The following is a 23,852-nucleotide window of genomic DNA, read 5'->3' on the forward strand; positions in this document are numbered from 1 at the left end:
CCGTTATTCTGACTGACTTATCGCTATCTGAAGTGTTTACCCCTGACAGCGGAGGCGCATTCTACGGAACAATTTAATAAGTGCAAGTATTTTTTGTAAAAAAACTGAAATATTTGTTTTTATGCTCAAAAAGCATCCATATCGTGCTGAATATATACATACAGGATCACAAACTATACTATCCACTAAAGTGAAAACATTAATAATGTTAAGAAGCTAGGTTCCTTAATTAGGTTTATTTGGTTTTGCTTTTTGCATTTAACCCCTAAAAAATACATAGCCACAAATAAAAAACTGGAGACTCGCAGTGACATTGAGAGATTACAACAACATAAGGCCTAAGGTTGGTAAAGCAGTATATATTGATGAAAGTGCTGTAATCATAGGCGACATTACCATAGCAGACAATGTAAGCATATGGCCCTTGGTAGCTGCCCGTGGTGATGTGAATTACATTAAAATTGGTGCAAGGACTAATGTTCAAGATGGCTCAGTTCTTCATGTAACACGACATAGTGAAAACCAAGCGCAGGGTTTCCCGTTAATTATCGGAGACGACGTAACAGTTGGGCACAAATGTATGTTACATGGTTGTCGACTGGGAAATAGAATACTCGTTGGAATGGGTGCAATTATACTAGACGGTGCGGTGGTGCAAGACGATGTGTTCATAGCCGCCGGCGCGTTAGTGCCACCAAACAAAGTATTAGAAAGCGGTTTTTTGTATGTAGGAAATCCCGTAGTTAAAAAACGGCTGTTAAGTGAGGCAGAGATGAGTTTTCTCAAACAATCCGCAAAAAACTATACAGAACTAAAAGATGAATACTTAGAACAGTCAACATAGCACTGGCACTATTCCAGTCTACCAATCAGCTCGATAGTCGCTTATTCACTGTGCTTGTAGAGCCTTTCTCAGTTTAACAAGCACAGGTTCAACATCTGGCATTTTACCAAACCAAAGATAGAAGCTTTGAGCCGCTTGCCCAACCAACATACCCAATCCATCTATGCAAACCTTGCATCCAGCCTTTTTAGCATGACGTAAAAACGAAGTAGGCTTATTCAAGTAGACCATGTCGTAACAAACTACCGATTCGCCATATATAAAATCGGGTAGCGAAGGTACTTTTTCTTGCAAGCTCAAAGATGTAGCGTTGATAATTAGATCAAAGTTCTCTTCGTCTTCATAGACAGACAACTGACAGTCGCCGTCTTCGCTCAAATTCAACAATAAATCACGCGCTCGCTCTACCGTGCGATTATATATGTGTACAGATGCTACCTGCGCATCTATAAGTGCAGGCAAAGCACCCTTTGCAGCACCACCTGCACCAATCAGTAAGACGCGTGCGCCTTTTAGCTTTACCTTGTTCCTCAGTAAATCTTGGATCAAGCCAATACCGTCAGTATTGTCACCAATAATTCTCTCGTCTCGCTTTACAAAGGTATTGACGGCTCCCGCCCGTTGCGCGTGAGGACTTAACTCATCGACATACTGATACGCTTGTTCTTTGAAGGGAACGGTAATATTTGCGCCAAGCACATCAGGATCGGCCAAAAACTCGTTTGCAGCACTGGTAAAAGCCTCTATCTCTGGCGAAGCTTTTGAATAGGCGAACTTAATATCAAATTGTTTAGCAAATTCTTCGTGAATAAAGGGGGATTTACTTTGACTTACCGGATTACCGAATACACAAGCTTTGTATAGCATATTTGATGGTCTATAGAACTAAGTATTCAGTAGTGTAATCAATCGTAGAAATTAGAAAAGCCCAAGTTTGTATAAGATAGTACACACAAGCGCACCTTAAACAGGTGTTAAAGATGCGCCAGTGAGGTGCATAGCTAAAATTTATATGCGACAGATAAAGTATATACGTAGGGATCAATATCTACAGTAACAGCACCTGGCGCATTATTTGCCCCTAAATCAGAGTTATTTAGTGTGAAGCTCGCATCTGTGCTGATATCAATATAGCGCACTGATGCGTTTATTAACCAATGGGTATCGACGGCATAGTCAAACCCCGCCTGAATAGAATAACCAAATGAAGCATCTAAATCTAAATCACTAAACCCGATGCCCTCATTCGTGTCTGTAAACTCTTCATCAAAAAAGAGAGTGTAGTTTAAACCCGCACCAATATAAGGTTGAAATGCGGCTCCACTATTATTAAAAAAATAGTTGAGCGTTAACGTAGGGGGTAAGTGAGTTGCTTCACCGAGCTTGGTTAAACCAAGTGGATTGTCATTGACTTGAATGTCATGAGTAAACGGGGTAGCGGCTAAAAGCTCTACATTTAAATTGTTAGTTAAAAAGTAAGCGAGGTTTAAGCCAACCTGTGTATTGTTATCAACGCTCAGACCAAAGCCTAAATCTGCTCCCGCTAATGCTATGTTTGAACTAGATTCATCCGGCGCTACGGTAGTTAAGCCAACCCGTAACAATATATCGCCTTTTTCATAAGCTTGTGCAGCACAAGAAAATAGTAGTGTAGCCGCGACGGCAAGTGTGATGTTTGATTTTTTCATAATGTTTTTGCTCCTAATCGAATGTCGTACATAGTACCGACTACATCAGGGCAAACTTTGATCTAGATTAAGATCTTAAAAAACATGAATAATCAAAAATTTAACTTTGATCCAAATCAAACTCAAAGCCAATCAATAGGCTTCAAATATTGATAGAGCTCTGCTTCAGGGCTTCCTGGACTCGGTGAATAGCCGTATTCCCATCTAGCTAGCGGTGGCATGGACATCAATATGGACTCAGTTCTTCCACCCGACTGCAAGCCAAATAGGGTGCCGCGATCGTATACAAGGTTAAACTCAACATAGCGTCCACGCCTGTACAACTGAAAATCCCGTTCCCTTTGCGTAAATGGCATTTGCTTTCGCTTTTCAACAATCGGAACGTAAGCTTCTAGATATGCATCACCCACGGCTTGCATGAAAGAAAAACATTTGTCAAAGCCCCATTTGTTCAAGTCGTCAAAAAACAGTCCACCTATCCCACGCGTTTCGTCTCGATGCTTGAGATAAAAATAATCGTCACACCACGTTTTATATTGAGTATATATGTCGTCGCCAAAGGGGGCACACAAATCCTTTGCGACTCGATGCCAGTGCTTGGCGTCTTCTTTAAACACGTAGCTAGGTGTAAGATCGAAACCCCCACCAAACCACCATATACTTGGCTCACCTTCTTTTTCAGCAATAAAAAACCGGACATTTGCATGAGAAGTCGGAATGTAGGGGTTGTTTGGGTGAATGACTAGTGATACCCCCATCGCCTGAAATTTACGCCCTTCAAGCTCGGGTCGTGCTGCCGTGGCAGACTTCGGCATCTTGTCACCGAATACATGTGAAAAATTTACACCGCCCTGCTCAATGACAGCTCCTTTACTCAATACTCTGGAACGGCCACCACCGCCTTCCTCTCGCTGCCAAGTATCTTCTACAAAATCACCCTTGCCATCGGACAAAGCCAGCGTTTGACAAATATTATCTTGAAGCGATAACAAATACTGTTTTACGAGTTGAATTTGCGGTTCTGAGATGGTGGACAAAGGCATTAACGTAATTTTTCCATGGTGATTGCATTGATAATTGTACTGGGTTTGGATTGCGTACCTAGACTTCCATCGATCAGTACTACTTCGTCATCAAAGTAGTGTTGAACGTCTTCCGCTGTTTTTGCTGGTGCTTTGCCAGCGTGATTGGCACTTGTCGAAATAATTGGGCTGTCAACAGCCAGACACAACTCGCACACAAGTGGATGTGCGCTCACACGAACAGCAACAAGGCCAGAATCACCACTAATCCAAGGCGGTGTATGACTGGTTTTGGGCACTAAATAGGTATATGGCCCTGGCCAATGCTCGTTCATGTGATGGCGAGCTTCATGGGACAAAGACGATAATTTTACAAAGGGCTTTATTTGATCGGTGTTGGCCGCAATCAGAATGACCCCCTTTTCTACGGGTCTTTGTTTTAGGGCCAAAATCTTTTCCATCGCTGTTTTATTTAAGGGGTTGCAACCCAAGCCATAAACAGCTTCAGTTGGGTAAGCAAATACACAACCGTCATTAAATTGTTGGCGAAAAACTGCAGTATCAATACTCATATCAACTATTTTGTTCGTGCAAACAGTGGCTCACTTCGCATTGTAACGTAGACTTTTTTGCTAGCGAAAACATTGTCGGAGATTGACAACGCTCGCATTGTACCGCGACAGGTTCATTATTTGTAATAAACTTACATTTTGGATAATTTGTACACGAATAAAAAAACTTTCCAAAGCGGTTTTGTTTTTTATGCAATTCCCCGTCTTGGCATAAGGGACAAAGTGGTGAAGTCTTCTTATCTTCAACTTGACTCTGGTTACTCGAAATAAAATGACAATCAGGAAAGTTAGTGCAGCCAATAAACATCCCGTAGCGCCCCTTTTTCACCGCTAATTTAGCTTGGCAATTTGGGCATTCACTGTCTTCAATAACTTTGAGCTGAGTAACATCTACATCGGACATCCCTTGTGTATAGACACAATTTGGATAAGCCGTACAGGCCAAAAAACTGGATTTACCTTTATATTTGATCGTTAACTTAGCGCCACATTCTGGACAATCACCGTAAGCAGCCTGAGAGGCAGCTGAAGAAAATAAATCACTGTTGATTTTAGACAAACTCAATACCCATTTATTATGCGGCTCAAACAGGCAAGGTAGTATGGTAGTTGTACTTTGTACTTATACTAATGCAACAAACCCTCTGGAATTTCAAATAGCAACTCTTCCATTTGTTCATAAGCACTTTCTTTTCCTGGTACATTAAAAAGTACCATCAACACTACCCACTTGAGATCGATCACACAAAACTCTTGAGAATCAATTTCCATTACTCGGTCTATCACCATTTCACGTGTAGACGAGTCCAGTACATTAATCCTCTCTAAGAAAACTAAAAAGCCTCGGCATTCCATGTCAAGTTTTAGCTGTTCTTTATACGTATAAATTCGAGTGGATGGGACGCCACTCAAACCGCTTATGTAAGGGTTATTTGTAGTTTGTTGTAAAGCTGAAAGTTTTTCTAGCCATGCGAGTGCCTTGTATATCTCGTCGTGATGAAATCCAGCCCTTATTAACTCATCGGTCAGTGCGTCATGGTCTGTTTGAATATCAGACTGATCATAAACAAGGTTTTCGAAAAGATACATGAGGATATCGAACATTTTTAGCCCCTCAGTTTGACGTAGCCCTCCGCTGTTGAAGAGACTAAGCCACGCAACTCATATTCTAATAATTGTGTCAGCACATCTACCACAGACATGCCGCTGCGCTTAGCAATAACATCTACTGATGTACCACTAGCATCTACACTATCTAACAATGGATCGCTTGCCAAGGGTTTATCCGCATTTTTTGGTGAATTATTTATGTTGAGTGCAAAATTATGAAAAGCAGGTACTGCTTCAACAATATCACTTGCCGATGTCACGGGCGTTGCGCCGTCTTTTATTAGCTGTAAGGCAAGCTCGCCATTGGGGTTAAAAATACTGCTAGGCACAACCAATACTTCTTTGTTTTGTTCGATAGCGTATTTTACCGTCACCATTGTCCCGCTCTTTATTCGCCCCTCGGAAATAAGTACCGCATCGGACAAAGCACTAATCAAACGGTTTCTGCGCGGGAAGTTAAAGGCTTGTGGTTTTACGCCAGGGAAAAACTCACTCAGTAGCAAACCTGATGCTGCTATATCTTGTTGCAATTGTTGGTGACGCTTGGGGTACACGAGATCTATCCCGCAACCTAAGACCGCAACAGTGGGAATGCCATGAGCTAAGCTTGTGCGGTGGCAAATGGCATCTACGCCCAAGGCCAATCCGGATATGGTCGCAAAATCAGCATAACCATAAAACGCGGGAAGCAGTGATTCTGCAACATCGTAGGCATATTGCGTTGGCGAGCGTGTGCCGACCATAGCAAGCATAGAATAGTTGAGAAGATCCAATTTCCCTTCAGCAAATAATACAATCGGCGGGCTGGCTGTATCCAATAAAGCCTTGGGGTAATCTGGGTGTCCTATATGTAGAACATGGCGACGACTTGTACTCTCAAGCCACTTTATCGCTTTTTTTATACGATGTTCTGTTTTAGCACAGCGGCCTTTAACTGCGTCTATTTGCCCGACTTGCCAACCAAGTTGCAATAGTTGGTCGTGATTTGTTTTGTGTATTGTATGTAAGGGGGTGCGCAATGCCTCGGCTGTTTTAGAAAGACGAGCGAAGCCCATTTTGGTTATACATGCTAGGCGCAACCAACTGTGTATATCATCAATTGTTTCAGTAGTGTGCATATGTCCATCCTTGGAGTCATTGAGAGCTATAACTTATGTGAGCTATACTCGAGATAAATAAAATGATTAGGGGCTGGCAATAATTTCCCCGCCACGCATGTGGATTTCGGCCTTCGTCACTAGGGCATAACTACCTAGCTCAAAGGTTTTAAATACCACTAATTCACCGACTTTATAAGCGGGTTGCTTGATTTCTTCCCCCAAACTCAGCAAGGTAAATATACTCGCGCGCTCTAGAGAGTAACTGGTTTCTTCTTTGTAATCTATGTCAGTACCCACATCGTAAATGCCAAACACGGTTCCGGGTTTTACTTTACGTTTTCCCAAATTAATAATCACGACATCGTTTTTGCCGATAAGTTGACGGCCATTGGCATTCTCAACCAACTCACCTTTTTGTCTTTTTGCTGCTCTTAATACTAAATCTTTTTGTGAGACCTTTTTATGGGGCACAATTCTGTCACCCTGTCTCGCTTCTGACAAACTATTATCTAATTCGACAACGACATGACCATCGTTAGCTTGCTGTTTTAATTTTGCAGTGCTGATCAGGTCAACTTGCAAACCAAGTGACATCCCTCTGCTGTCTTTTACTTCACGTACCTTGCGCATAACATTGAACAAGGCCTTTGTTTCATCTAACCCCCGCGTCAGTATAAAGTCACGTTCAGCATATCGAGGGGTGCCGGTTCTATCACCTAGCAAGGGTGGTAGATCGTGATATTGGGCTTCAGGCATCAATTGATCACCAATTAAGAAAGGTTCAATGAGCGACCAAGGCAACACATCAATGGGAAGACGCTTTTTACGAACAAACTTTTCAGGAGTTAACACTAGCGTGCCTTTTTCCCGGGTAATAGCTAAAACGGGTTTGCCGTTTTCATATTTCAAGCTCAGGACATCACCTGGATAAATCAAGTGAGGGTTTTCAATGTGCGAATTTGTGCGCCATAACTCCGGCCATAACCATGGTTTGGAAAGAAACAAGTTAGAAATGTCCCACAAGGTATCGCCTTTTTCTACCACATAGGTAGAAGGTGCATCTTGCTTTATTTCAATGATATCGGCTGAAGCATGCAGTACCGCACCTAAAGCAAGGGCGTAAAATAGTGCAATACGGGAAATATACCTGTGAATTTTTACCATTAAATATTTGCCTCAATCCCAAGCGTGTTCAATTTAGTTTATCTATCTACTGACTGCTGTATAATTACTTATCGGTTTGAAATCTGTTTAATTAACCCTTATTACAGGTAAAACACAACACGTATAACCTAAGCACGCATCTTATCTTGCAGCAGTATGTATATAGATACATATTCTGCTTTATGCGTATAAATATTTATACTGAATCAAAGGGCGGTTTTGTATGGCAGTTTTAGAAGTACTCACATTCCCAGATGAACGTCTTCGTACCGTTGCTGCGCCAGTGACATCGGTGGATGACACAATAAAACAACTGGTCGAAGACATGTTCGACACAATGAAAGAAGAAAAAGGCGTGGGCTTAGCCGCCACCCAAGTGAATGTCCACAAACGCGTGGTAGTGATGGATGTATCCGAAGAGCAAAACGAACCAAGGGTATTCATCAACCCTGAAATAGTCGAAAAAGAAGGCTCTAAAATAAGCGAAGAAGGCTGCCTCTCGGTTCCTGGAAATTATGCAAAAGTGGATAGAGCAGAAAAAGTCAAAGTACGGGCCTTAGATAAAAACGGTGAAGAGTTTGAAGTAGAAGCAGAGGGGCTATTTGCTGTATGTATTCAACATGAACTTGATCACTTAGAAGGTAAACTGTTTGTCGATTACCTATCGCCCCTAAAGCGTCAAAGAATTCGTAAAAAGTTAGAAAAAGAAGCGCGATTAATAAACAAAGCGTCATAGGAAAATAATTGAGAATTGTATTTGCGGGTACGCCCGATTTCGCCGCCGCTCACCTTCAGGCTCTACTCAATACCGAGCATGAAATAGTAGCCGTTTACAGTCAGCCCGACCGCCCTGCGGGTCGAGGCAAAAAACTTACCCCTAGTGCAGTGAAGTCCCTTGCACAGGCCAACAATATCGCCGTAGAACAGCCCCTAAAGTTCAGCGACGAGGGTGCTGCAGACAAGCTAGCCAGCTATCACGCTGATGTGATGGTAGTCGTTGCTTACGGCTTGTTGCTACCCGAGCATATACTTAACATTCCCAAGCGTGGATGCATCAATGTGCACGGTTCTATTCTACCCAAGTGGCGAGGTGCTGCGCCAATCCAACGGGCGATTTGGGCAGGTGACAAAGAAACGGGTGTTGCCATCATGCAAATGGATAAAGGCTTGGATACTGGCAAGGTAATACAAATTGCTACCCTCGCAATAGAAGACAACGATACCAGCGCCAGCTTGTACAACAAACTGGCAGCATTGGGACCCCGCACTCTTGTCGACACCCTAGCGAAGCTTGATACACTTGAAGCCACTGAGCAAAACAACGATCAAGCAACTTATGCAAAAAAACTGAGCAAAGAAGAAGCGCGATGTGATTGGTCACTAGACGCTCAACAACTCGCTAGAAATGTAAGAGCTTTTAATCCGTGGCCGGTAGCTTGGTTTGATTATAATGGCCAAGCGATTAAAATATGGGAAGCAGAACCAGTAAGTGCAAAAAGCTTTGAAAAAAGCGCTTGCGGGGAAATTACAGAATACTCAAAAGATGGTCTTTCAATCAAATGTGCGAGTGGTTTACTGCTGATTAAACAAATTCAATTACCCAACAAGAAGCGACAAGCCATTGCTGATTTAGTCAATGGCAAGCCCGATTTGTTTGCACCTGGTCAATGCCTGCTTTGAATAGTCAACAACGAATATCACATAAAATAGACTTACGCGCTGACGCTGCATGGGCTTTGTTTGAAGTATTAGAGAACGGTCGTTCGAGCCGAGATATCATGCCCATGATCTTTGCCCGATACAATAAAAGCCAAGACAAAGCATGGATACAAGAAGTGATTTATGGTTGCTTGCGGGTACTCCCTAAATTGCAGTTTTGGACGCATTCTCTACTAGAAAAACCGCTAAAAGGTAAACAAAAAATCATTGAGCATGTCATTATGCTTGGGCTGTTTCAAATTCATAGCATGCGTACTTCAGATCATGCCGCCGTTTCAGAAACCGTAAACGCAGCAAAAGTGTTAGGGCAGCCTAAATTTGCGGGCTTAGTCAATGCCATTTTGCGTAACTTTACCCGCAAAAAAATTGCCGAATTACCTTTCCCTCAGCCACATATTGCCTACGACTTACCCAAATGGCTATTCAAACAACTGCAAGCCGATTATCCCGAAAGTTGGCAAGATATTGCTCAGCAATCCAATAAAAAAGCCCCACTTTGGCTGCGGGTAAATCAACAAAAAATTTCTGTCGGTAGTTTTTGTCAAGCACTTGAACAAGCGGGTATTGACTACGAATGTGTCACAAATACAGCGATTAAAGTACTTTCACAAGCTAGCGTGCCTGCCCTACCCGGCTATGAGCAAGGCTGGTTTAATGTGCAAGATTACGCCGCACAACAATGCACACATTTACTCGATGTCAATGCAGGTGAACTAATTCTTGATTGTTGTGCTGCACCAGGCGGAAAAACACTAGCACTGTACGATAGCTGCCCCGAACTTGGCACTATTTATGCCGTGGACAAAGTAAACAAGCGCTTGGACACGATGCGTGAAAATCTTGAGCGTGCACACCTTAAAGGCCTACAAAGAATTAAGCTTTTGGAGGCAGATGCGTGTGCGCTAACAGAAATCGAAGCGCTACCGATGTTCGACAAAATACTGCTGGATGCACCTTGCTCAGCAACCGGTATTATTCGCCGGCACCCAGACATTAAATGGTTGCGTAAACGCCAAGATATTGAAGTCTTGGTTGCACTCCAAAGTGACATTCTCGAACAAGCTTGGGCTAAACTGAAACCAGGTGGCACCCTACTCTATGCGACTTGTTCTATTTTAAAAGTAGAAAATACCCTGCAAATAGAACAATTTCTCAATACACACAAAGATGCCCAGCTATCACCAATAAGCCATGCTCTGAGTTGTGAGGGCCAAAGTTATGGTTGGCAAATTTTACCCGGTGAACAAGAAATGGATGGTTTCTTTTACGCAAGATTGATAAAGTCAAAATAGAATGACAAGAACACGCTAATATGAAAATAATAATTATCGGCGCAGGTCAGGTAGGCGGGACACTTGCAGAAAACCTAGTTGGCGAACAAAATGAAATAACCATTGTTGACTCTGATATCAAGGTGCTGGAAAGTCTGCAAAGCCGCTTGGATCTGCAGGTTATTTGTGGCATTGGCTCCCACCCAGATGTGCTAAAAAAAGCAGGTGCCGAAGACGCCGACATGCTCATTGCAGTGACCAACAGCGACGAAAGCAATATGATGGCCTGCCAAGTGGCCTACAGTCTGTTCAAAACACCGACCAAAATCGCGCGTGTACGATCTGAGCAGTACATCATTTATCAATCACAGCTATACAAACACCAAGATATACCGGTTGATCATTTAATTGCACCAGAACAACTGGTAACTACCGCCATTAAACGCCTAATAGATTACCCTGGGGCACTACAAGTCGTTGAATTTGCAGAAGGTAAAGCTAGCCTTGTGGCCGTAAAAGCGTATTACGGCGGTTTGCTCGTCGGTCACGCCTTATCTGCCTTAAAAGAGCACATGCCCAATGTCGAAACCCGCGTAGCCGCAATTTATCGTCGCGGTCGCCCAATTCGACCGCTAAGCTCTACCGTTATCGAAGCTGATGACGAAGTGTTTTTTATAGCCGACACCAAGCACATTCGCGCAGTAATGAGCGAACTGCAAAAACTCGAGTCCAGTTATAAGCGCATAATGATAGCTGGGGGCGGACTCATTGGTGCAGGTTTAGCCAAACGCCTCGAAGGAAAGCACAACGTAAAACTCATCGAATATAGCGCAGAACGTGCGGAGTACCTGTCTACCGTGCTAGACCAAACCATTGTGTTTCAAGGCGATGCCTCTGACGCCAGCTTGCTGCAGGAAGAAAGCGTAGAACAAGTCGACGCCTTTATCGCCGTAACTAATGACGACGAAGCGAATATTATGTCAGCCATGTTAGCTAAACGCATGGGCGCACAAAAAGCCATGGTGCTCATTCAACGCAGTGCATACGTCGATTTGGTACAAGGTGGAGATATTGATATTGCCTTTTCACCTCAACAAGCCACCATTTCAGCCTTGCTCACCCACGTCAGGCGTGGTGACATAGTAAACGTTCACTCACTACGAAGAGGCGCTGCAGAAGCGATTGAAGCCATCGCCCATGGTGACGAGAACACTTCAAAAGTCGTCGGCAAGCAAATAGACGATATAAAGTTACCGCCCGGCACAACCATAGGCGCCGTTGTACGAAACGACGAAGTGATTATTGCGCACAGCGATACGATTATAAAAGCCAACGATCACGTGATTTTGTTTTTGGTAGATAAAAAATTCATCCGTGATGTAGAAAAACTATTCCAGCCCAGCGCTTTGTTTTTTGGGTGAAGTGTAATTTTTGGCTCTTTCAACGTCTCTGCTTTGATTCGATTTATTACCACCGCAAAGCAGACTATTTTTAACAGAGTTCCCGAGCGCATTGCCAAACGCATCGGTCAAGGCACTCGACTTTTAACGGCTATTCAGTGATTAAGTGCTTCCAGAGCGTACTTAGGGTTAGCATCTAAAATTTTAAGTAAAGCGCGAGCTGGACCAGTTGGATGGCGGCGGCCTTGTTCCCAATTCTCTAACGTGCGTTTGCTCACACCCAAAACATCAGCAAACCGGCTTTGTGTTAATCCCGTTTTGGCGCGAATAGCTTTGACTTGGGGCTCAGCAAATTCAGTTACACGAGAAGGCTTAGCGGTACCGTTGATAATATCATCAGCTTGACTAACGCTTTCTATTAATTGTTCAAACATGTCCTCATTCATTCTGACCACCTCTCTAAAATTTGCTTTAACTTTTTAAGCTGTGAATCTGTCAGGTTCTCCTGCACATTTTTTGGGTAAGCCAACAACATATAAAGCTGATCATTGTCGGTCATCCAGTAATAAATAACCCTTACTCCACCACTCTTGCCCCGTCCTTCTAGAGCCCAACGAACCTTTCTGAGGCCGCCACTGTTTTTGATTATTGCGCCCCTATCCGGCCTGCTAACCAATGCTTCCTGCAAGTCTTTGTATTCGTCATCACTCATCAACTCTGTTATGAGTTTGGTGAATATAGGCGTTTCAATAATTACCATTTCGTGAATATAACATTAAAATTAATCATACGCCAATGACGTATAAAAGTTATCTTTGACAGTAGTTATCTTACTTACTCTAAAAAAGGACTATTATCCAGCACATTGCCAAATCTATCGGTCGAGAAGCCACTCAGGTGCTGTGTTGAGCCAGATAAAAACGTGGGAATCTAAGAGGATATTCATTGGTGTTCGGCTCATCGCTGTTTACCGCATCATTGAGTGCACCCAAGCCCTTCTTATTCACTGCCTCGTCCCCCTAATCATTACCAAGCAGGGTTTGTAATCGCCGACCTTGCTGCTCACTCATATGCACAGTGTGGGTCTGTGTATGGACTTTCTTGAGCTTTTTGAATCAGCCAACACCACTCAATAAAACCAAATAAGTTCCGAGATGCATCGTACCCACAAGCTTCCCAAAACAATCTCTCATACAACGGAAGAAATCAACTCCGCCAAAAAGTAGGGGAAAACAATACGAGCAACGAAAATACTTCTAAGCGACCAAATAGCATTGCCATAACCAGTAGCCACTTTGCGGAATCCGATACTTCTGCGTAAGTACCCGCAACGGTGCCTAAGCCTGGGCCTAGATTGTTAAGGGTAGCTGCGGTCGCTGAAAAGGCGGTGATATTGTCAAGGCCAGTACCAATTAGGCCAATCATAATAAATACAAAGACAATGGCGTAGGCTGCAAAAAAACCCCACACGGCATCTATCACTCTATTGGGCATCGCACGGTCGCCCAACTTTACGGCGTAAACGGCTTTGGGGTGAATAAGCCTATCTATTTCTCGCTTGCCTTGTAAAAACAATAGCAGTACGCGGATTACTTTTAAGCCGCCGCCGGTAGAACCTGCACAACCACCGATAAAGCTAGAAAATATCAGTAAGATAGGTAAAAACGCTGGCCATGATGAAAAGTCGGTTGTAGCAAACCCTGCTGTCGTACTTATCGATACGGCTTGAATCAATGCCTGATCTAAGGAGGCCTCGGCGCTATCGTACACTTCAAATTTTACCAATACCAAAAAGCACACTGTGATCAAGGCAAACTGAATAGTAAAAAAGGACTTACACTCCGGATCGCGAAAGTAATTTTTTATATTTCGACCACTTACGGCAGCATAGTGCAACGAAAAATTGAGTGCAGCAATCCACAAAAATATGACACAGACCACGTTAACCGCAACACTATTGAAATGGCCGAGGCTGGCATCGTAGTTTGAAAAGCCACCAATCGCAATCGTAGAAAATGCATGACAAATCGCATCAAACAAAGACATACCAGCGAGCCAATATGCAAAGGTACAAGCTAGGGTTAACGACAAGTAAATATACCATAGGTGCTTGGCCGTATCGGCAATACGAGGTGTCATCTTTGAGTCTTTTACCGGCCCTGGCGTTTCTGCACGGTATAGTTGCATCCCCCCTACGCCCAATATGGGTAATACGGCAACTGCGAGTACAATAATACCCATACCACCGAGCCATTGCAGCTGTTGGCGGTAAAACTGCACGGCCGTGGGCAAAAACTCGATACCTTCGATTACTGTTGCACCCGTAGTAGTCAGCCCAGAAAAGGACTCGAATATGGCATCGGTAATGGTCATTTGCGGCTGTTCTAACAGGGCAAAAGGTAAGGCACCAATGCCCGCGAGCACCGTCCAAAAAAGGACAACAATTAAAAAGCCTTCTTTTGCTCGCAAATCTTGCTTACTGCGGCGGTATGGGTACCAAATGATTAAACCTGTAAACAGGCTAAGAAAAAAGGCCACCACAAAAGCCAAGCCACCGCCATCTTCATATATTAGAGAGATAAGTGCTGGAGGCAGCATAGTTACGCTAAAAATCGCAACTAGCAGCCCTAAGATCCTTATGATTGCTCGATATTGCAAGCTAAAATAACCTTGGTTGTGATGCTACTGATATAGTCTACAACGCTTATGAAATCTTCGACAAGCAGAATGCCAATTTTTATTTTGTATTTATAAGCTATTGACCTTCAAAGATAAAAAAAATAATAAATTAATTTCTTGGCATGGCATATTTTTGTGTTAAATTTAACGAAATGACAAAGGCAATCCCCTTGCGTTTGTACATACACAGAAGCAATGATACAACACCATTTATTCTTGTCGTAAACAAATGGGTGCTTCTACAAAACAATAATAAAATTGGTATGGATATTAGGCATTTTGCCATTAGTTGTAATCCCTGCAAAACTACTACGGATGCTTTTTTCAAAAGAAAAAGGTAGATTTTTTATGTCTTTGTTTTAGTTTATTAACAAAGTTATCCACAGGGTTTTCAACAAATATTTTTATTATTTCTTTTTTATTTCATATACTTAATACACAGTCATTACCACAAGCGATCTTACTATGCACAACACACAAACCAGCCCTTTAGTTCTTGTCGACGGTTCTTCTTACTTGTTTCGTGCATTCCACGGTTTACCTCCTTTGACCAATTCGAAAGGGCAAGACACAGGCGCTATTTACGGTGTAGTAAATATGCTTCGCAGCTTAGTAAAAGATTACTCCCCCAAAGAGATGGTTGTTGTATTTGATGCCAAAGGCAAGACATTTAGAGACGACATTTACCAAGAGTATAAAGCCAATCGCCCGCCTATGCCTGAAGAGCTTCGGAGTCAAATTGCCCCTTTACATGTGATTGTCGAAGCAATGGGATTTCCAATGATTGTACAAGAGGGAGTGGAAGCCGATGACGTCATTGGTACGCTGGCTCGACAAGCAAGTGAACAAGGCAAAGCTTGTGTTATTAGTACAGGTGATAAAGATATGGCACAACTGGTAAATGACCAAGTGAGTCTTATTAATACAATGACCAAAACTACGATGGACAAAGCGGGTGTATTGGAAAAGTTTGGCGTACCTGCGGAGTTAATCATCGACTACTTGGCACTCAAGGGAGACAAAGTAGACAATATTCCTGGTGTACCCGGTGTCGGCGATAAAAGTGCCATAGCAATGCTAAACGGCATAGGCGGTATCCGAGAGATATATGACAACTTAGATAAAATAGCGAGCTTGGACTTTCGTGGCGCTAAAACCATGGCAAAAAAGATGGAAGCATATAAAGAACAAGCGTTCTTATCATACGAGCTAGCCACGATAGTCACGGACTTGACTCTCCCTTTCTCACTAGAGGAGTTAAGCTTAAAAGAATTAGACAAGCCCACCCTTAGAGAACAATTTGCCAACTTAGAATTCAAAAAGTGGCTGGCTGAAGTCAGTGACCAAGGTGATGAATATGTTGACGATGCAATAAATGGCGGCTCTGAAAAACAAACAGCAACGGATAACGGTAACGATGCTGCAAGTGCACAGATTGATCGCAGCGTTTACGAAATAGTACTTAGTCAAACGCAGTTCGACAAGGTTTTGCAAAAACTTAAAAGCGCCACATTATTTGCCGTGGATACCGAGACAACAAGCTTGGATTACATGGAAGCTGAATTGGTCGGCATATCCTTCGCTTTTGCAGAAAATGATGCGTGTTACATTCCACTTGCTCACGATTATCCTGATGCGCCAGAACAGCTCGACAGACAGCAAGTATTGTCAGCACTAAAACCCATTTTTGCTTCAGAGCAAATCAAAAAAGTCGGACAACATATAAAGTACGATCAAAATGTGCTCGCGAACTACGATCTAGAACTAAAGGGCATCGCCTGTGACACCATGCTAGCATCCTACGTATTAAACAGTGTTGCGACTCGGCACGATATGGATAGCCTGTCACTGAAATACCTAGGGCACAAATGTATTAGCTTTGAAGAAATTGCAGGAAAAGGTGCTAAACAACTCACATTTAATCAATTGGATATCGACATTGCAGGCAAATATGCCGCCGAAGACGCTGACGTAACCTTTCGTTTATTTCAAGCTTTAAGCGGTTTATTAGCAAATGAAGATAAGCTGCCTGAGATCTTAGAGACGATTGAAACCCCGCTTTCCACTGTATTAGCAAAAATGGAACAAACTGGGGTGTTAATCGATGCACAAATGCTAGGTCAGCAAAGCCAAAACTTGGCTAGTCGAATCGTAGAACTAGAAAAGCAAGTGCACGAAATGGCGGGTGAAAGCTTTAATTTAAGCTCTACTAAGCAATTGCAAACGATTCTGTTTGAAAAAATGGGCTTGCCTATCGTGAAAAAAACCCCGAAAGGTGCGCCATCTACCTCTGAGGAGGTATTGCAAGAATTAGCAAACGATTACCCACTCCCCGCTTTGCTCATGCAATACCGAGGACTGACTAAGCTGAAAAACACCTACACCGACAAACTGCCTAAGATGATTAATCATCGTACAAACCGTGTGCATACCTCCTATCATCAGGCGGTGACGGCGACCGGTCGCTTATCGTCGACGGATCCAAATTTGCAAAATATTCCTATTCGTACACCAGAAGGCAGACAGGTCAGACAAGCGTTTGTACCTCGAGAAAACTACAAGATTGTCGCCGCTGACTATTCACAGATCGAACTCAGGATTATGGCACATTTGAGCAAAGACGAGGGCTTGCTGAATGCATTTAATCACGGCAAAGATATTCACCGAGCTACTGCTTCAGAAATTTTTTCCATAGCTGAAGAAGCTGTTACAGACAATCAACGACGAAGTGCAAAAGCAATTAATTTCGGCCTCATTTACGGCATGAGTGCCTTTGGCCTATCCAAACAACTACATATATCCCGTCACGATGCACAGCAGTACATGGATACCTATTTTGCGCGATACCCTGGTGTACTTGACTACATGGAAGCGACAAGAGAGTCTGCAAAATCTGTCGGCTATGTCAGCACAGTATTTGGCCGCAGGCTATACTTACCTGACATCAATGCAAGCAACGGTGCGCGTCGCAAAGGTGCGGAACGTGCAGCCATTAATGCCCCGATGCAAGGCACCGCAGCTGATATCATTAAGAAAGCTATGATAGACGTCGCCGCGTGGATTGATTCGCTTGATGACGACAGTGTCGTAATGATCATGCAAGTACATGATGAATTAGTTTTTGAGATAAAAGAAAGCCAGTTAGACGCTCACAAAAACAAAATATGTGAACTCATGCAAAATTGCGTCGAGCTGTCAGTACCATTAGAAGTAGAAGCAGGTGTTGGTAATAATTGGGATGAAGCGCATTAATACCTATTGGCGCATCACCTCTGTCGACCTAAAAAAGAAGATTAATCAAATTAATTTAAAATAAATATGAACTTTCTGATTTAACCGCACTCTTAAGCTACGAATGTGTTGTTCTCCCTGAGTAGTAAAGCCCCGTTAGTGTGTTGCGGGGCTTTCTTTTTTTACTCATCGTCGTTTGTTGTTTTACTTACTTCCAGCCATGTCATAAGTTTATTTTCAGCTTCACTCAAGCCTATCCCTGACAACGAAGAAAATGCATGAACACTCACATCACCCTGAAATGCCAAAGCTGCCTCGCGCACCATCAAAGTTTGCGCCTTACGCTTCCCGGCTTTTAATTTATCTGCCTTCGTTAGCAAAATGAGCACAGGCAATTTGGCACTTACCGCCCAAAAAATCAAATCTTGGTCAAGATCTTTCAAAGGGTGCCGAATGTCCATAAGTACCACCAACCCACGCAAACACTCGCGTTTTTGCAGGTATTCACCTAAAGACTTTTGCCATTTCTTTTTCATCGCAATAGGCACTTGTGCATAGCCATAACCTGGTAAATCCACCAATCGCCTGTACTCATCAAGTTCGAACAAGTTGATCAACTGGGTTCTACCCGGTGTTTTGCTTGTTCTTGCTAAGTTTTTTTGCCGCGTAAGCTTATTTAAGGCACTAGATTTTCCCGCATTTGAACGCCCAGCAAAGGCTATTTCGATCCCCTCAAAAGGACTCAAATGCGTGATACCAGGTGCGCTGGTTAAAAACTTAGCTTTCGTAAAATATGACATACCACCTCAAAAATTTGCTGAATAGACAGCATAAGTTTACAAATGTAGTTAGAGGCTGCTTATCTTTCATTGATTTAAATCCATTGTATTACCAACAAACGGTTTTTTTAACTGCTTAATTGTGTAAAATACACCACCACTGCCGTTATAGGTATGTTATTCCTCATCTTTAGAGAATTTAAGTATGAAAAAATTATGTTTACTTTTCGGATTAACCTTATTGAGCACAACTGCATTCGCAGTAGACGGTGATGCCGAGTCAGGTAAAGCAAAATCAGTTACCTGTGCCGCTTGCCACGGTGCTGACGGCAATAGCGCAATTAACTTAAATCCAAAATTAGCGGGACAACACGCGGGTTACATATTAAAACAACTTAAAGAATTCAAACTTGCCGCCAGCACTGGAGGTAAAGAGGGAAGAAACAACGCAGTAATGAACGGGATGGCCATGCCGCTCTCTGAGCAAGACATGAAAGACCTTGCTGTGTACTTTTCTAGCCAAGAGCTAAAAATCGGTGAAACACCTGAAGATGTGATTGAAGAAGGTGAAGCTTTGTATCGTGGTGGCGACGCTGAACGAGGTATAACCGCATGTATCGCTTGTCATGGCCCTGATGGCGGCGGCATGAACCTAGCTGGCTTTCCTGTTATTGGTGGTCAGCACGCTGCGTACACAAAACAGCAACTTGAAATGTTTAGAGCGGGCGACAGAAATAACGACATGAATGAAATGATGCGAAATATCGCCGCTCGTCTAAGTGACAAAGATATTGATGTCTTGTCTAAATACCTCGAAGGTTTGCATTGATTTAGACACACATATTTTTAGCTCGATACCGTAAGAAGACGACTCGGTTGTATTGTAAAAAAGTTGTAAATATAATTTTTTTGAGTATTATCTAAACAAGCTACAAACAGGGCTTGATTAAAGCTTCTTTTATGAGTAGTATCAAAGTATAAGAAAGCGTAATGGAATACCTACAACAATACTGATCAACTAGTTAATAATAATAAAAAGATAGTGAGTCAGCTAAGTACAAGACGTGCAAAACGGGAGAGGTGTCGTCAGACACTAATTAATATAAGGTGATAATCTTCGGGTTATCACCTTTTTCTTTGCCTGTGTTAAAATATGCACCCTCAAACACAAACTGTGTTCAAAAGCCATCACGACAATAGCATCTTCATTGGAAACCATTATGGCAAGACAAAAAAAATCGAGAAAAATTGGAAAGATTGGGGTGAGTAAAGACGAGCGCCCAGCAAAAGTCACTTCAAGTGGAAAACCTAAAAACAGAAGTGGTAAAAAGCCTGGTTCCCGTCAAATGTTAAATATGACATCAAACCAAGCGAACAATCATACTACCAAGAAAGATCCTCGAGTAGGCAGTAAAGCAAGCGTCAATTTAGACAAATACAAAGATGCACCGTTTAAGAAAACAAAAACGAAGCAGGTAGAAAAACGGTATTTTTCGCCGCAAGACGAGTTAGACGCAATCGAAAACGATCATAAACTCGATGTTTTGCTAGAAAAACAACAACAATCGACTCTCACGTCATCCGAACAAACCTACCTTGACACAAAACTTGCACGACATGCTCAACTATGTGAAATGCTTGGCATCGCCAGTGAAGAAGAAAATGAAACAAGCGATACTGATCCATTTTCATCTTTAGATGCAATTAGTATTGATGAATTTAAGAATTAACTAATCATGCTTTATTGGATTTTAATACTAGTAGCTGCACTTATCGTTATTGGCTTAGGCGTTTACGCTGGGCGACTATTGTTTTTGTTGCAAGCACAAAATAAGCGCCAAGCAATGGCAAGAGACAAACGGTGCCAAACTATTGTAGACAGTATTCAAACCATTGCTTTCGCGATGCAACAACAGCAATGTGACCTTTCAGAGGGTGTCATTCGTCTCTGGCATTTGCTCGAAGCTATGCCAATATTGCCACAACCCAATTATCGCCAGCAATTTCCAGCGGTATATGAGCTTTATGATCGCATTCAACACTTCCCCACTTTAGATGCCAGAAAAGCCCTAAGTAAAAAAGAGCGCAAACAACAAGATAAAGAAAGGGAGCAAATTGAAAGTGAATTTGATAGCCGAGTTAGGCTTGATATCGATAAATTAAGACACTTTCACGTGAACAATCCCTAAGATACCAAATCTGCGTGAATCACGCTATAATGCTGGCCTTTTTGAATTTCTAACTAGCTAACACGATCACGCGGATGCATAACTACGACTTAAATACCTTTCAAGGTTTAATTTTGGCGCTGCAAGACTATTGGGCGCGCCAAGGCTGCGTCATTATCCAGCCTCTCGATATGGAGGTTGGGGCAGGCACTTTTCACCCAATGACATTTTTGCGTTCTCTAGGTCCTGAGCCTATGAGTAGTGCGCATGTGCAACCCTGTCGCCGCCCCACAGATGGCCGCTACGGAGAAAACCCCAATCGCTTGCAGCACTACTATCAGTTTCAGGTGATGCTAAAGCCTTCACCTGACAACATTCAAGAGCTCTATTTAGGCTCGTTAGAGATGCTTGGCTTTGATCCAAAAGTTCATGATATCCGCTTTGTAGAAGACAACTGGGAATCGCCTACCTTAGGGGCTTGGGGCTTGGGTTGGGAAGTTTGGCTGAATGGAATGGAAGTCACCCAGTTTACATACTTTCAGCAAGTCGGCGGCTTAGAATGCCGCCCAGTCACAGGTGAAATTACCTATGGCTTAGAAAGACTCGCGTTGTATATGCAAGGCGTGGATAGCATCTACGACTTGGTATGGACAAAAGGGCCGTTTGGCACCGTAACTTATGGTGATGTGTTCTTACAAAACGAAAAAGAACAATCTGCATACAACTTTGAGCATGCCGACGTTGCATTTTTATTTGAAAGCTTCGATCAATGTGAGAAAGCGTGCCAAAAGTTAATTCAAGAAGCCTTACCTCTGCCCGCATATGAGCAGGTAATGAAAGCGTCCCACGCCTTTAACCTTTTAGATGCGCGACACGCAATTTCGGTGACCGAGCGTCAAGGTTATATTCTTCGAGTAAGAACATTGGCTAAAGCCTGTGCAGAAATGTACTACGCATCTCGTGAAGCACTGGGCTTCCCTCTTTGCAATGGAGCTGCAGAATAATGAGCAATACAGAAAACTTATTAATTGAATTAGGCACTGAAGAGCTTCCACCAAAAACACTGAAAAAGCTCAGTGACACCTTTTGTACTTTCCTTGTAGCCGAGTTAAAAAAGCTTGGGTTTACTTACGAGCATGCGAGTGCTTTTGGCGCACCCAGACGTTTAGGCGTGTTAGTCAGTAACTGCGAACGCGTACAAGCTGATAAACAAGTTGAAAAGCGCGGCCCTGCCGTATCTGTCGCGTTTGATGCAGAAGGTAATGCCACACCGGCTGCAATAGGCTGGGCAAAGTCAAATGGCATTGACATCACTCAAGCAGAACGTTTAGTGACGCCAAAAGGCGAATGGCTATTACACAAAGCAACTGTCGCTGGCCAGTCTTTGGATGCCGAGTTACAAGGTGCTTTAGAACGTGCGTTGAAACAATTACCCATCCCCAAACCAATGCGCTGGGGAAGTTCTGCTGCCGAGTTTATACGCCCAGTCCATACCATTTGCGTGTTATATGGTAGCGAAATCATTGACATAGAGCTATTTGGTCTGCAATCAGGCAGACAAACCTCTGGACACCGATTTCACGGCGATCATCGCGTAGCCATACCCAAAGCGGATGACTATGTCGATGTGATGCGTGATCAATATGTGTTGGTAAAATACGAAGAGCGCGTTAACACGATAAAAACGCAACTCGAAGAAATGGCCAGCTCACTTGGCTTACATGCAGACTATGATCAAAACCTGCTTGAAGAAATTTCGTCCCTAGTAGAATGGCCGGTAGTACTCAAAGCAACCTTCGAAAACGAGTTTTTGGCAGTCCCCAAAGAAGCCTTGATATATACGATGAAGGACGATCAAAAATACGTTCCTTTGCTCAATACCGATGGTTCCTTGAGCAATACGTTCTTATTCGTTTCAAATATTGAGAGCAAAGACCCCAGCCAAGTTATCACTGGGAACGAAAAAGTGATCCGCCCTCGCCTTTCTGATGCCCGCTTCTTTTTTGAAGCCGACAAAAAAACGAGCTTAGAAAGCAAAGCAAAGCAGTTGAGTACTATCCTGTTCCAGAAAGATTTAGGCACGGTTGCAGAAAAATCCGCACGTGTTGCAGATATTACCCAACTTATTGGCAAAGCATGCAAGCTAGACCACACGGTTTTGCAAAATGCACATAGGGCGGCTTTACTAGCAAAAGCCGACCTAGTGTCGAACATGGTAATGGAATTTACCTCAATTCAAGGAACCATGGGTAAGCACTATGCCAACCACGATGGAGAGAATGCTGCGGTAGCACTAGCAATCGAAGAGCAATATTTACCGCGCTTCGCCAATGACAAATTACCTTCGTCAATGGAGGGAACATTGGTCTCATTGGCGGAAAAACTAGATACTCTCGTGGGTATATTTGGCATCAACAAAATACCCAAAGGCGATAAAGACCCCTTTGCACTTAGGCGAAGTGCGATTGGTATATTGAGAATTTTGGTCGACAACAAGCTCGATATCGATCTTTCATTGCTGATTGATGGCGTCATCGCAACTTTCTCCGACAAATTAAAAAACCCTCAAACAAAAGAACAGGTCTTAGCTTTCCTACTTGATAGGTGCAAGCCGTTTTATGCGGATCTTGGCGTTAGTAGCGATCTAGTTAACGCTGTCATGGCAGTTACCGATAGTTATTCGCTCAGTGATATTAATTTGCGTATCCAAGCAGTTGCCGATTTCGCTAAGTCACAAGCGGGCGCTAGTTTGATAGCAGGAAATAAACGAGTGAGTAACATCCTCAATAAAAACAATATTGAGTTAAATGAGTACTCCTCAATAAACACTGAATTGTTCGAAGCAGACGAAGAAGCCGCGTTGTTTGAGTCGTTTGAAGATATTCAAGGCTTAGTATCTGCTGATACTGGGAGCATAGATTATGCTGATTTGTTAGTTAAACTCTCCTCACTAGAGGCACCTTTGTCCAATTTCTTCGACAAAGTGATGATCATGGCTGATGATGAGAAAGTCAAAGCGAATCGAATAGCTATAGTGGCAAATGTGCGCTTGGCGTTTCTGAGTGTAGCGGATATATCGTTGATAAACGTATAAGGGATTAAACA

The 23,852-nt window shown here is 42.9% G+C and carries 23 protein-coding genes; 11 read left to right on the forward strand and 12 right to left on the reverse strand.

Annotation, left to right across the window (positions count from 1 at the left end; all coding sequences use genetic code 11):
* Positions 1-307 precede the first annotated feature (307 nt).
* Positions 308-844 (forward strand): gamma carbonic anhydrase family protein, encoded by a 537-nt coding sequence (locus ACFOHL_RS10230; protein WP_376920136.1) that lies wholly within the window; start codon positions 308-310, stop codon positions 842-844.
* 45 nt (positions 845-889) lie between these two features.
* Here ACFOHL_RS10230 and aroE read toward each other — a convergent pair whose 3' ends face one another.
* From aroE to ACFOHL_RS10270, 8 genes are all read right to left on the reverse strand, one after another.
* Complete coding sequence (gene aroE, locus ACFOHL_RS10235; protein ID WP_376920137.1) at positions 890-1,711, reverse strand: shikimate dehydrogenase; 822 nt, start codon at positions 1,709-1,711, stop codon at positions 890-892.
* A 134-nt stretch (positions 1,712-1,845) separates the two neighbouring features.
* Positions 1,846-2,532: an OmpW/AlkL family protein gene (locus ACFOHL_RS10240; RefSeq protein ID WP_376920138.1), complete on the reverse strand. Its 687-nt coding sequence runs from the start codon at positions 2,530-2,532 to the stop codon at positions 1,846-1,848.
* Positions 2,533-2,654: 122 nt separating this feature from the next.
* A complete protein-coding gene (hemF, locus tag ACFOHL_RS10245; protein WP_376920139.1) occupies positions 2,655-3,575 on the reverse strand; it encodes an oxygen-dependent coproporphyrinogen oxidase in 921 nt (306 codons plus the stop codon).
* Positions 3,575-4,126, reverse strand: coding sequence for an L-threonylcarbamoyladenylate synthase (locus ACFOHL_RS10250; RefSeq protein WP_376920140.1), 552 nt, complete (start codon positions 4,124-4,126; stop codon positions 3,575-3,577). The genes hemF and ACFOHL_RS10250 overlap by 1 nt, the downstream gene beginning before the upstream one ends.
* A gap of 1 nt (position 4,127) precedes the next feature.
* Entirely contained in the window at positions 4,128-4,685 is a 558-nt protein-coding gene (locus ACFOHL_RS10255) for a DNA topoisomerase family protein (RefSeq protein WP_376920141.1), read from the reverse strand.
* A 68-nt stretch (positions 4,686-4,753) separates the two neighbouring features.
* Positions 4,754-5,230, reverse strand: coding sequence for a DUF494 family protein (locus ACFOHL_RS10260; RefSeq protein WP_376920142.1), 477 nt, complete (start codon positions 5,228-5,230; stop codon positions 4,754-4,756).
* Positions 5,231-5,232: 2 nt separating this feature from the next.
* Complete coding sequence (gene dprA / locus ACFOHL_RS10265; protein WP_376920143.1) at positions 5,233-6,354, reverse strand: DNA-processing protein DprA; 1,122 nt, start codon at positions 6,352-6,354, stop codon at positions 5,233-5,235.
* Between the two features lie 66 nt (positions 6,355-6,420).
* Positions 6,421-7,500 carry a LysM peptidoglycan-binding domain-containing protein gene (locus ACFOHL_RS10270; RefSeq protein ID WP_376920144.1) on the reverse strand — a complete coding sequence of 360 codons (1,080 nt, stop codon included), beginning with the start codon at positions 7,498-7,500 and terminating at the stop codon, positions 6,421-6,423.
* Between the two features lie 223 nt (positions 7,501-7,723).
* On the opposite strand from ACFOHL_RS10270, the gene def reads away from it, so the two are divergent.
* From def to trkA, 4 genes are read left to right on the forward strand one after another with little or no spacing between them, the layout of a single operon-like run.
* Positions 7,724-8,236 carry a peptide deformylase gene (def, locus tag ACFOHL_RS10275; protein ID WP_376920145.1) on the forward strand — a complete coding sequence of 171 codons (513 nt, stop codon included), beginning with the start codon at positions 7,724-7,726 and terminating at the stop codon, positions 8,234-8,236.
* An 8-nt stretch (positions 8,237-8,244) separates the two neighbouring features.
* Positions 8,245-9,180, forward strand: coding sequence for a methionyl-tRNA formyltransferase (gene fmt / locus ACFOHL_RS10280; RefSeq protein ID WP_376920146.1), 936 nt, complete (start codon positions 8,245-8,247; stop codon positions 9,178-9,180).
* Positions 9,168-10,511: a 16S rRNA (cytosine(967)-C(5))-methyltransferase RsmB gene (gene rsmB / locus ACFOHL_RS10285; protein WP_376920147.1), complete on the forward strand. Its 1,344-nt coding sequence runs from the start codon at positions 9,168-9,170 to the stop codon at positions 10,509-10,511. Before fmt ends, rsmB begins: the two co-directional genes overlap by 13 nt.
* Before the next feature lie 20 nt (positions 10,512-10,531).
* A complete protein-coding gene (trkA, locus tag ACFOHL_RS10290) occupies positions 10,532-11,911 on the forward strand; it encodes a Trk system potassium transporter TrkA (protein WP_376920148.1) in 1,380 nt (459 codons plus the stop codon).
* A 134-nt stretch (positions 11,912-12,045) separates the two neighbouring features.
* On the opposite strand, the gene nadS is transcribed toward trkA, so the two are convergent.
* From nadS to ACFOHL_RS10305, 3 genes are all read right to left on the reverse strand, one after another.
* Complete coding sequence (nadS, locus tag ACFOHL_RS10295) at positions 12,046-12,336, reverse strand: NadS family protein (RefSeq protein WP_376919661.1); 291 nt, start codon at positions 12,334-12,336, stop codon at positions 12,046-12,048.
* Positions 12,333-12,650: a type II toxin-antitoxin system RelE/ParE family toxin gene (locus ACFOHL_RS10300; RefSeq protein WP_376919660.1), complete on the reverse strand. Its 318-nt coding sequence runs from the start codon at positions 12,648-12,650 to the stop codon at positions 12,333-12,335. Before ACFOHL_RS10300 ends, nadS begins: the two co-directional genes overlap by 4 nt.
* A 446-nt stretch (positions 12,651-13,096) precedes the next feature.
* On the reverse strand, positions 13,097-14,548 hold the full coding sequence (locus ACFOHL_RS10305; RefSeq protein ID WP_376920149.1) for a TrkH family potassium uptake protein: 1,452 nt from the start codon (positions 14,546-14,548) through the stop codon (positions 13,097-13,099).
* 486 nt (positions 14,549-15,034) lie between these two features.
* Here ACFOHL_RS10305 and polA point away from each other — a divergent pair, with 486 nt between their 5' ends.
* Positions 15,035-17,821 carry a DNA polymerase I gene (gene polA / locus ACFOHL_RS10310; protein WP_376920150.1) on the forward strand — a complete coding sequence of 929 codons (2,787 nt, stop codon included), beginning with the start codon at positions 15,035-15,037 and terminating at the stop codon, positions 17,819-17,821.
* 161 nt (positions 17,822-17,982) lie between these two features.
* Here polA and yihA read toward each other — a convergent pair whose 3' ends face one another.
* Positions 17,983-18,600, reverse strand: a complete 618-nt coding sequence (gene yihA / locus ACFOHL_RS10315) for a ribosome biogenesis GTP-binding protein YihA/YsxC (RefSeq protein WP_376920151.1) — start codon at positions 18,598-18,600, stop codon at positions 17,983-17,985.
* A gap of 184 nt (positions 18,601-18,784) precedes the next feature.
* On the opposite strand from yihA, the gene ACFOHL_RS10320 reads away from it, so the two are divergent.
* From ACFOHL_RS10320 to glyS, 5 genes are all read left to right on the forward strand, one after another.
* Positions 18,785-19,408 (forward strand): c-type cytochrome, encoded by a 624-nt coding sequence (locus ACFOHL_RS10320; protein ID WP_376920152.1) that lies wholly within the window; start codon positions 18,785-18,787, stop codon positions 19,406-19,408.
* Between the two features lie 391 nt (positions 19,409-19,799).
* Entirely contained in the window at positions 19,800-20,309 is a 510-nt protein-coding gene (gene yihI, locus ACFOHL_RS10325; RefSeq protein WP_376920153.1) for a Der GTPase-activating protein YihI, read from the forward strand.
* A 6-nt stretch (positions 20,310-20,315) separates the two neighbouring features.
* On the forward strand, positions 20,316-20,768 hold the full coding sequence (locus tag ACFOHL_RS10330; protein WP_376920154.1) for a DUF2489 domain-containing protein: 453 nt from the start codon (positions 20,316-20,318) through the stop codon (positions 20,766-20,768).
* Between the two features lie 74 nt (positions 20,769-20,842).
* A complete protein-coding gene (gene glyQ / locus ACFOHL_RS10335) occupies positions 20,843-21,751 on the forward strand; it encodes a glycine--tRNA ligase subunit alpha (RefSeq protein WP_376920155.1) in 909 nt (302 codons plus the stop codon).
* Positions 21,751-23,841 carry a glycine--tRNA ligase subunit beta gene (glyS, locus tag ACFOHL_RS10340; protein ID WP_376920156.1) on the forward strand — a complete coding sequence of 697 codons (2,091 nt, stop codon included), beginning with the start codon at positions 21,751-21,753 and terminating at the stop codon, positions 23,839-23,841. Before glyQ ends, glyS begins: the two co-directional genes overlap by 1 nt.
* Positions 23,842-23,852 lie beyond the last annotated feature (11 nt).

Origin of the sequence: Agaribacter flavus (genome assembly GCF_042646125.1) — a bacterium.
Classification (GTDB): Bacteria; Pseudomonadota; Gammaproteobacteria; order Enterobacterales; family Alteromonadaceae; genus Glaciecola; species Glaciecola flavus.

Bases quoted from the DNA above. Each gene is read 5' to 3' on its own strand.
- aroE (WP_376920137.1), bottom strand. From the start codon at position 1,711: ATGCTATACAAAGCTTGTGTATTCGGTAATCCGGTAAGTCAAAGTAAA.
- ACFOHL_RS10240 (WP_376920138.1), bottom strand. From the start codon at position 2,532: ATGAAAAAATCAAACATCACACTTGCCGTCGCGGCTACACTACTATTT.
- hemF (WP_376920139.1), bottom strand. From the start codon at position 3,575: ATGCCTTTGTCCACCATCTCAGAACCGCAAATTCAACTCGTAAAACAG.
- ACFOHL_RS10250 (WP_376920140.1), bottom strand. From the start codon at position 4,126: ATGAGTATTGATACTGCAGTTTTTCGCCAACAATTTAATGACGGTTGT.
- ACFOHL_RS10260 (WP_376920142.1), bottom strand. From the start codon at position 5,230: ATGTTCGATATCCTCATGTATCTTTTCGAAAACCTTGTTTATGATCAG.
- dprA (WP_376920143.1), bottom strand. From the start codon at position 6,354: ATGCACACTACTGAAACAATTGATGATATACACAGTTGGTTGCGCCTA.
- ACFOHL_RS10270 (WP_376920144.1), bottom strand. From the start codon at position 7,500: ATGGTAAAAATTCACAGGTATATTTCCCGTATTGCACTATTTTACGCC.
- def (WP_376920145.1), top strand. From the start codon at position 7,724: ATGGCAGTTTTAGAAGTACTCACATTCCCAGATGAACGTCTTCGTACC.
- rsmB (WP_376920147.1), top strand. From the start codon at position 9,168: ATGCCTGCTTTGAATAGTCAACAACGAATATCACATAAAATAGACTTA.
- trkA (WP_376920148.1), top strand. From the start codon at position 10,532: ATGAAAATAATAATTATCGGCGCAGGTCAGGTAGGCGGGACACTTGCA.
- nadS (WP_376919661.1), bottom strand. From the start codon at position 12,336: ATGAATGAGGACATGTTTGAACAATTAATAGAAAGCGTTAGTCAAGCT.
- ACFOHL_RS10300 (WP_376919660.1), bottom strand. From the start codon at position 12,650: ATGGTAATTATTGAAACGCCTATATTCACCAAACTCATAACAGAGTTG.
- polA (WP_376920150.1), top strand. From the start codon at position 15,035: ATGCACAACACACAAACCAGCCCTTTAGTTCTTGTCGACGGTTCTTCT.
- yihA (WP_376920151.1), bottom strand. From the start codon at position 18,600: ATGTCATATTTTACGAAAGCTAAGTTTTTAACCAGCGCACCTGGTATC.
- ACFOHL_RS10320 (WP_376920152.1), top strand. From the start codon at position 18,785: ATGAAAAAATTATGTTTACTTTTCGGATTAACCTTATTGAGCACAACT.
- yihI (WP_376920153.1), top strand. From the start codon at position 19,800: ATGGCAAGACAAAAAAAATCGAGAAAAATTGGAAAGATTGGGGTGAGT.
- ACFOHL_RS10330 (WP_376920154.1), top strand. From the start codon at position 20,316: ATGCTTTATTGGATTTTAATACTAGTAGCTGCACTTATCGTTATTGGC.
- glyQ (WP_376920155.1), top strand. From the start codon at position 20,843: ATGCATAACTACGACTTAAATACCTTTCAAGGTTTAATTTTGGCGCTG.
- glyS (WP_376920156.1), top strand. From the start codon at position 21,751: ATGAGCAATACAGAAAACTTATTAATTGAATTAGGCACTGAAGAGCTT.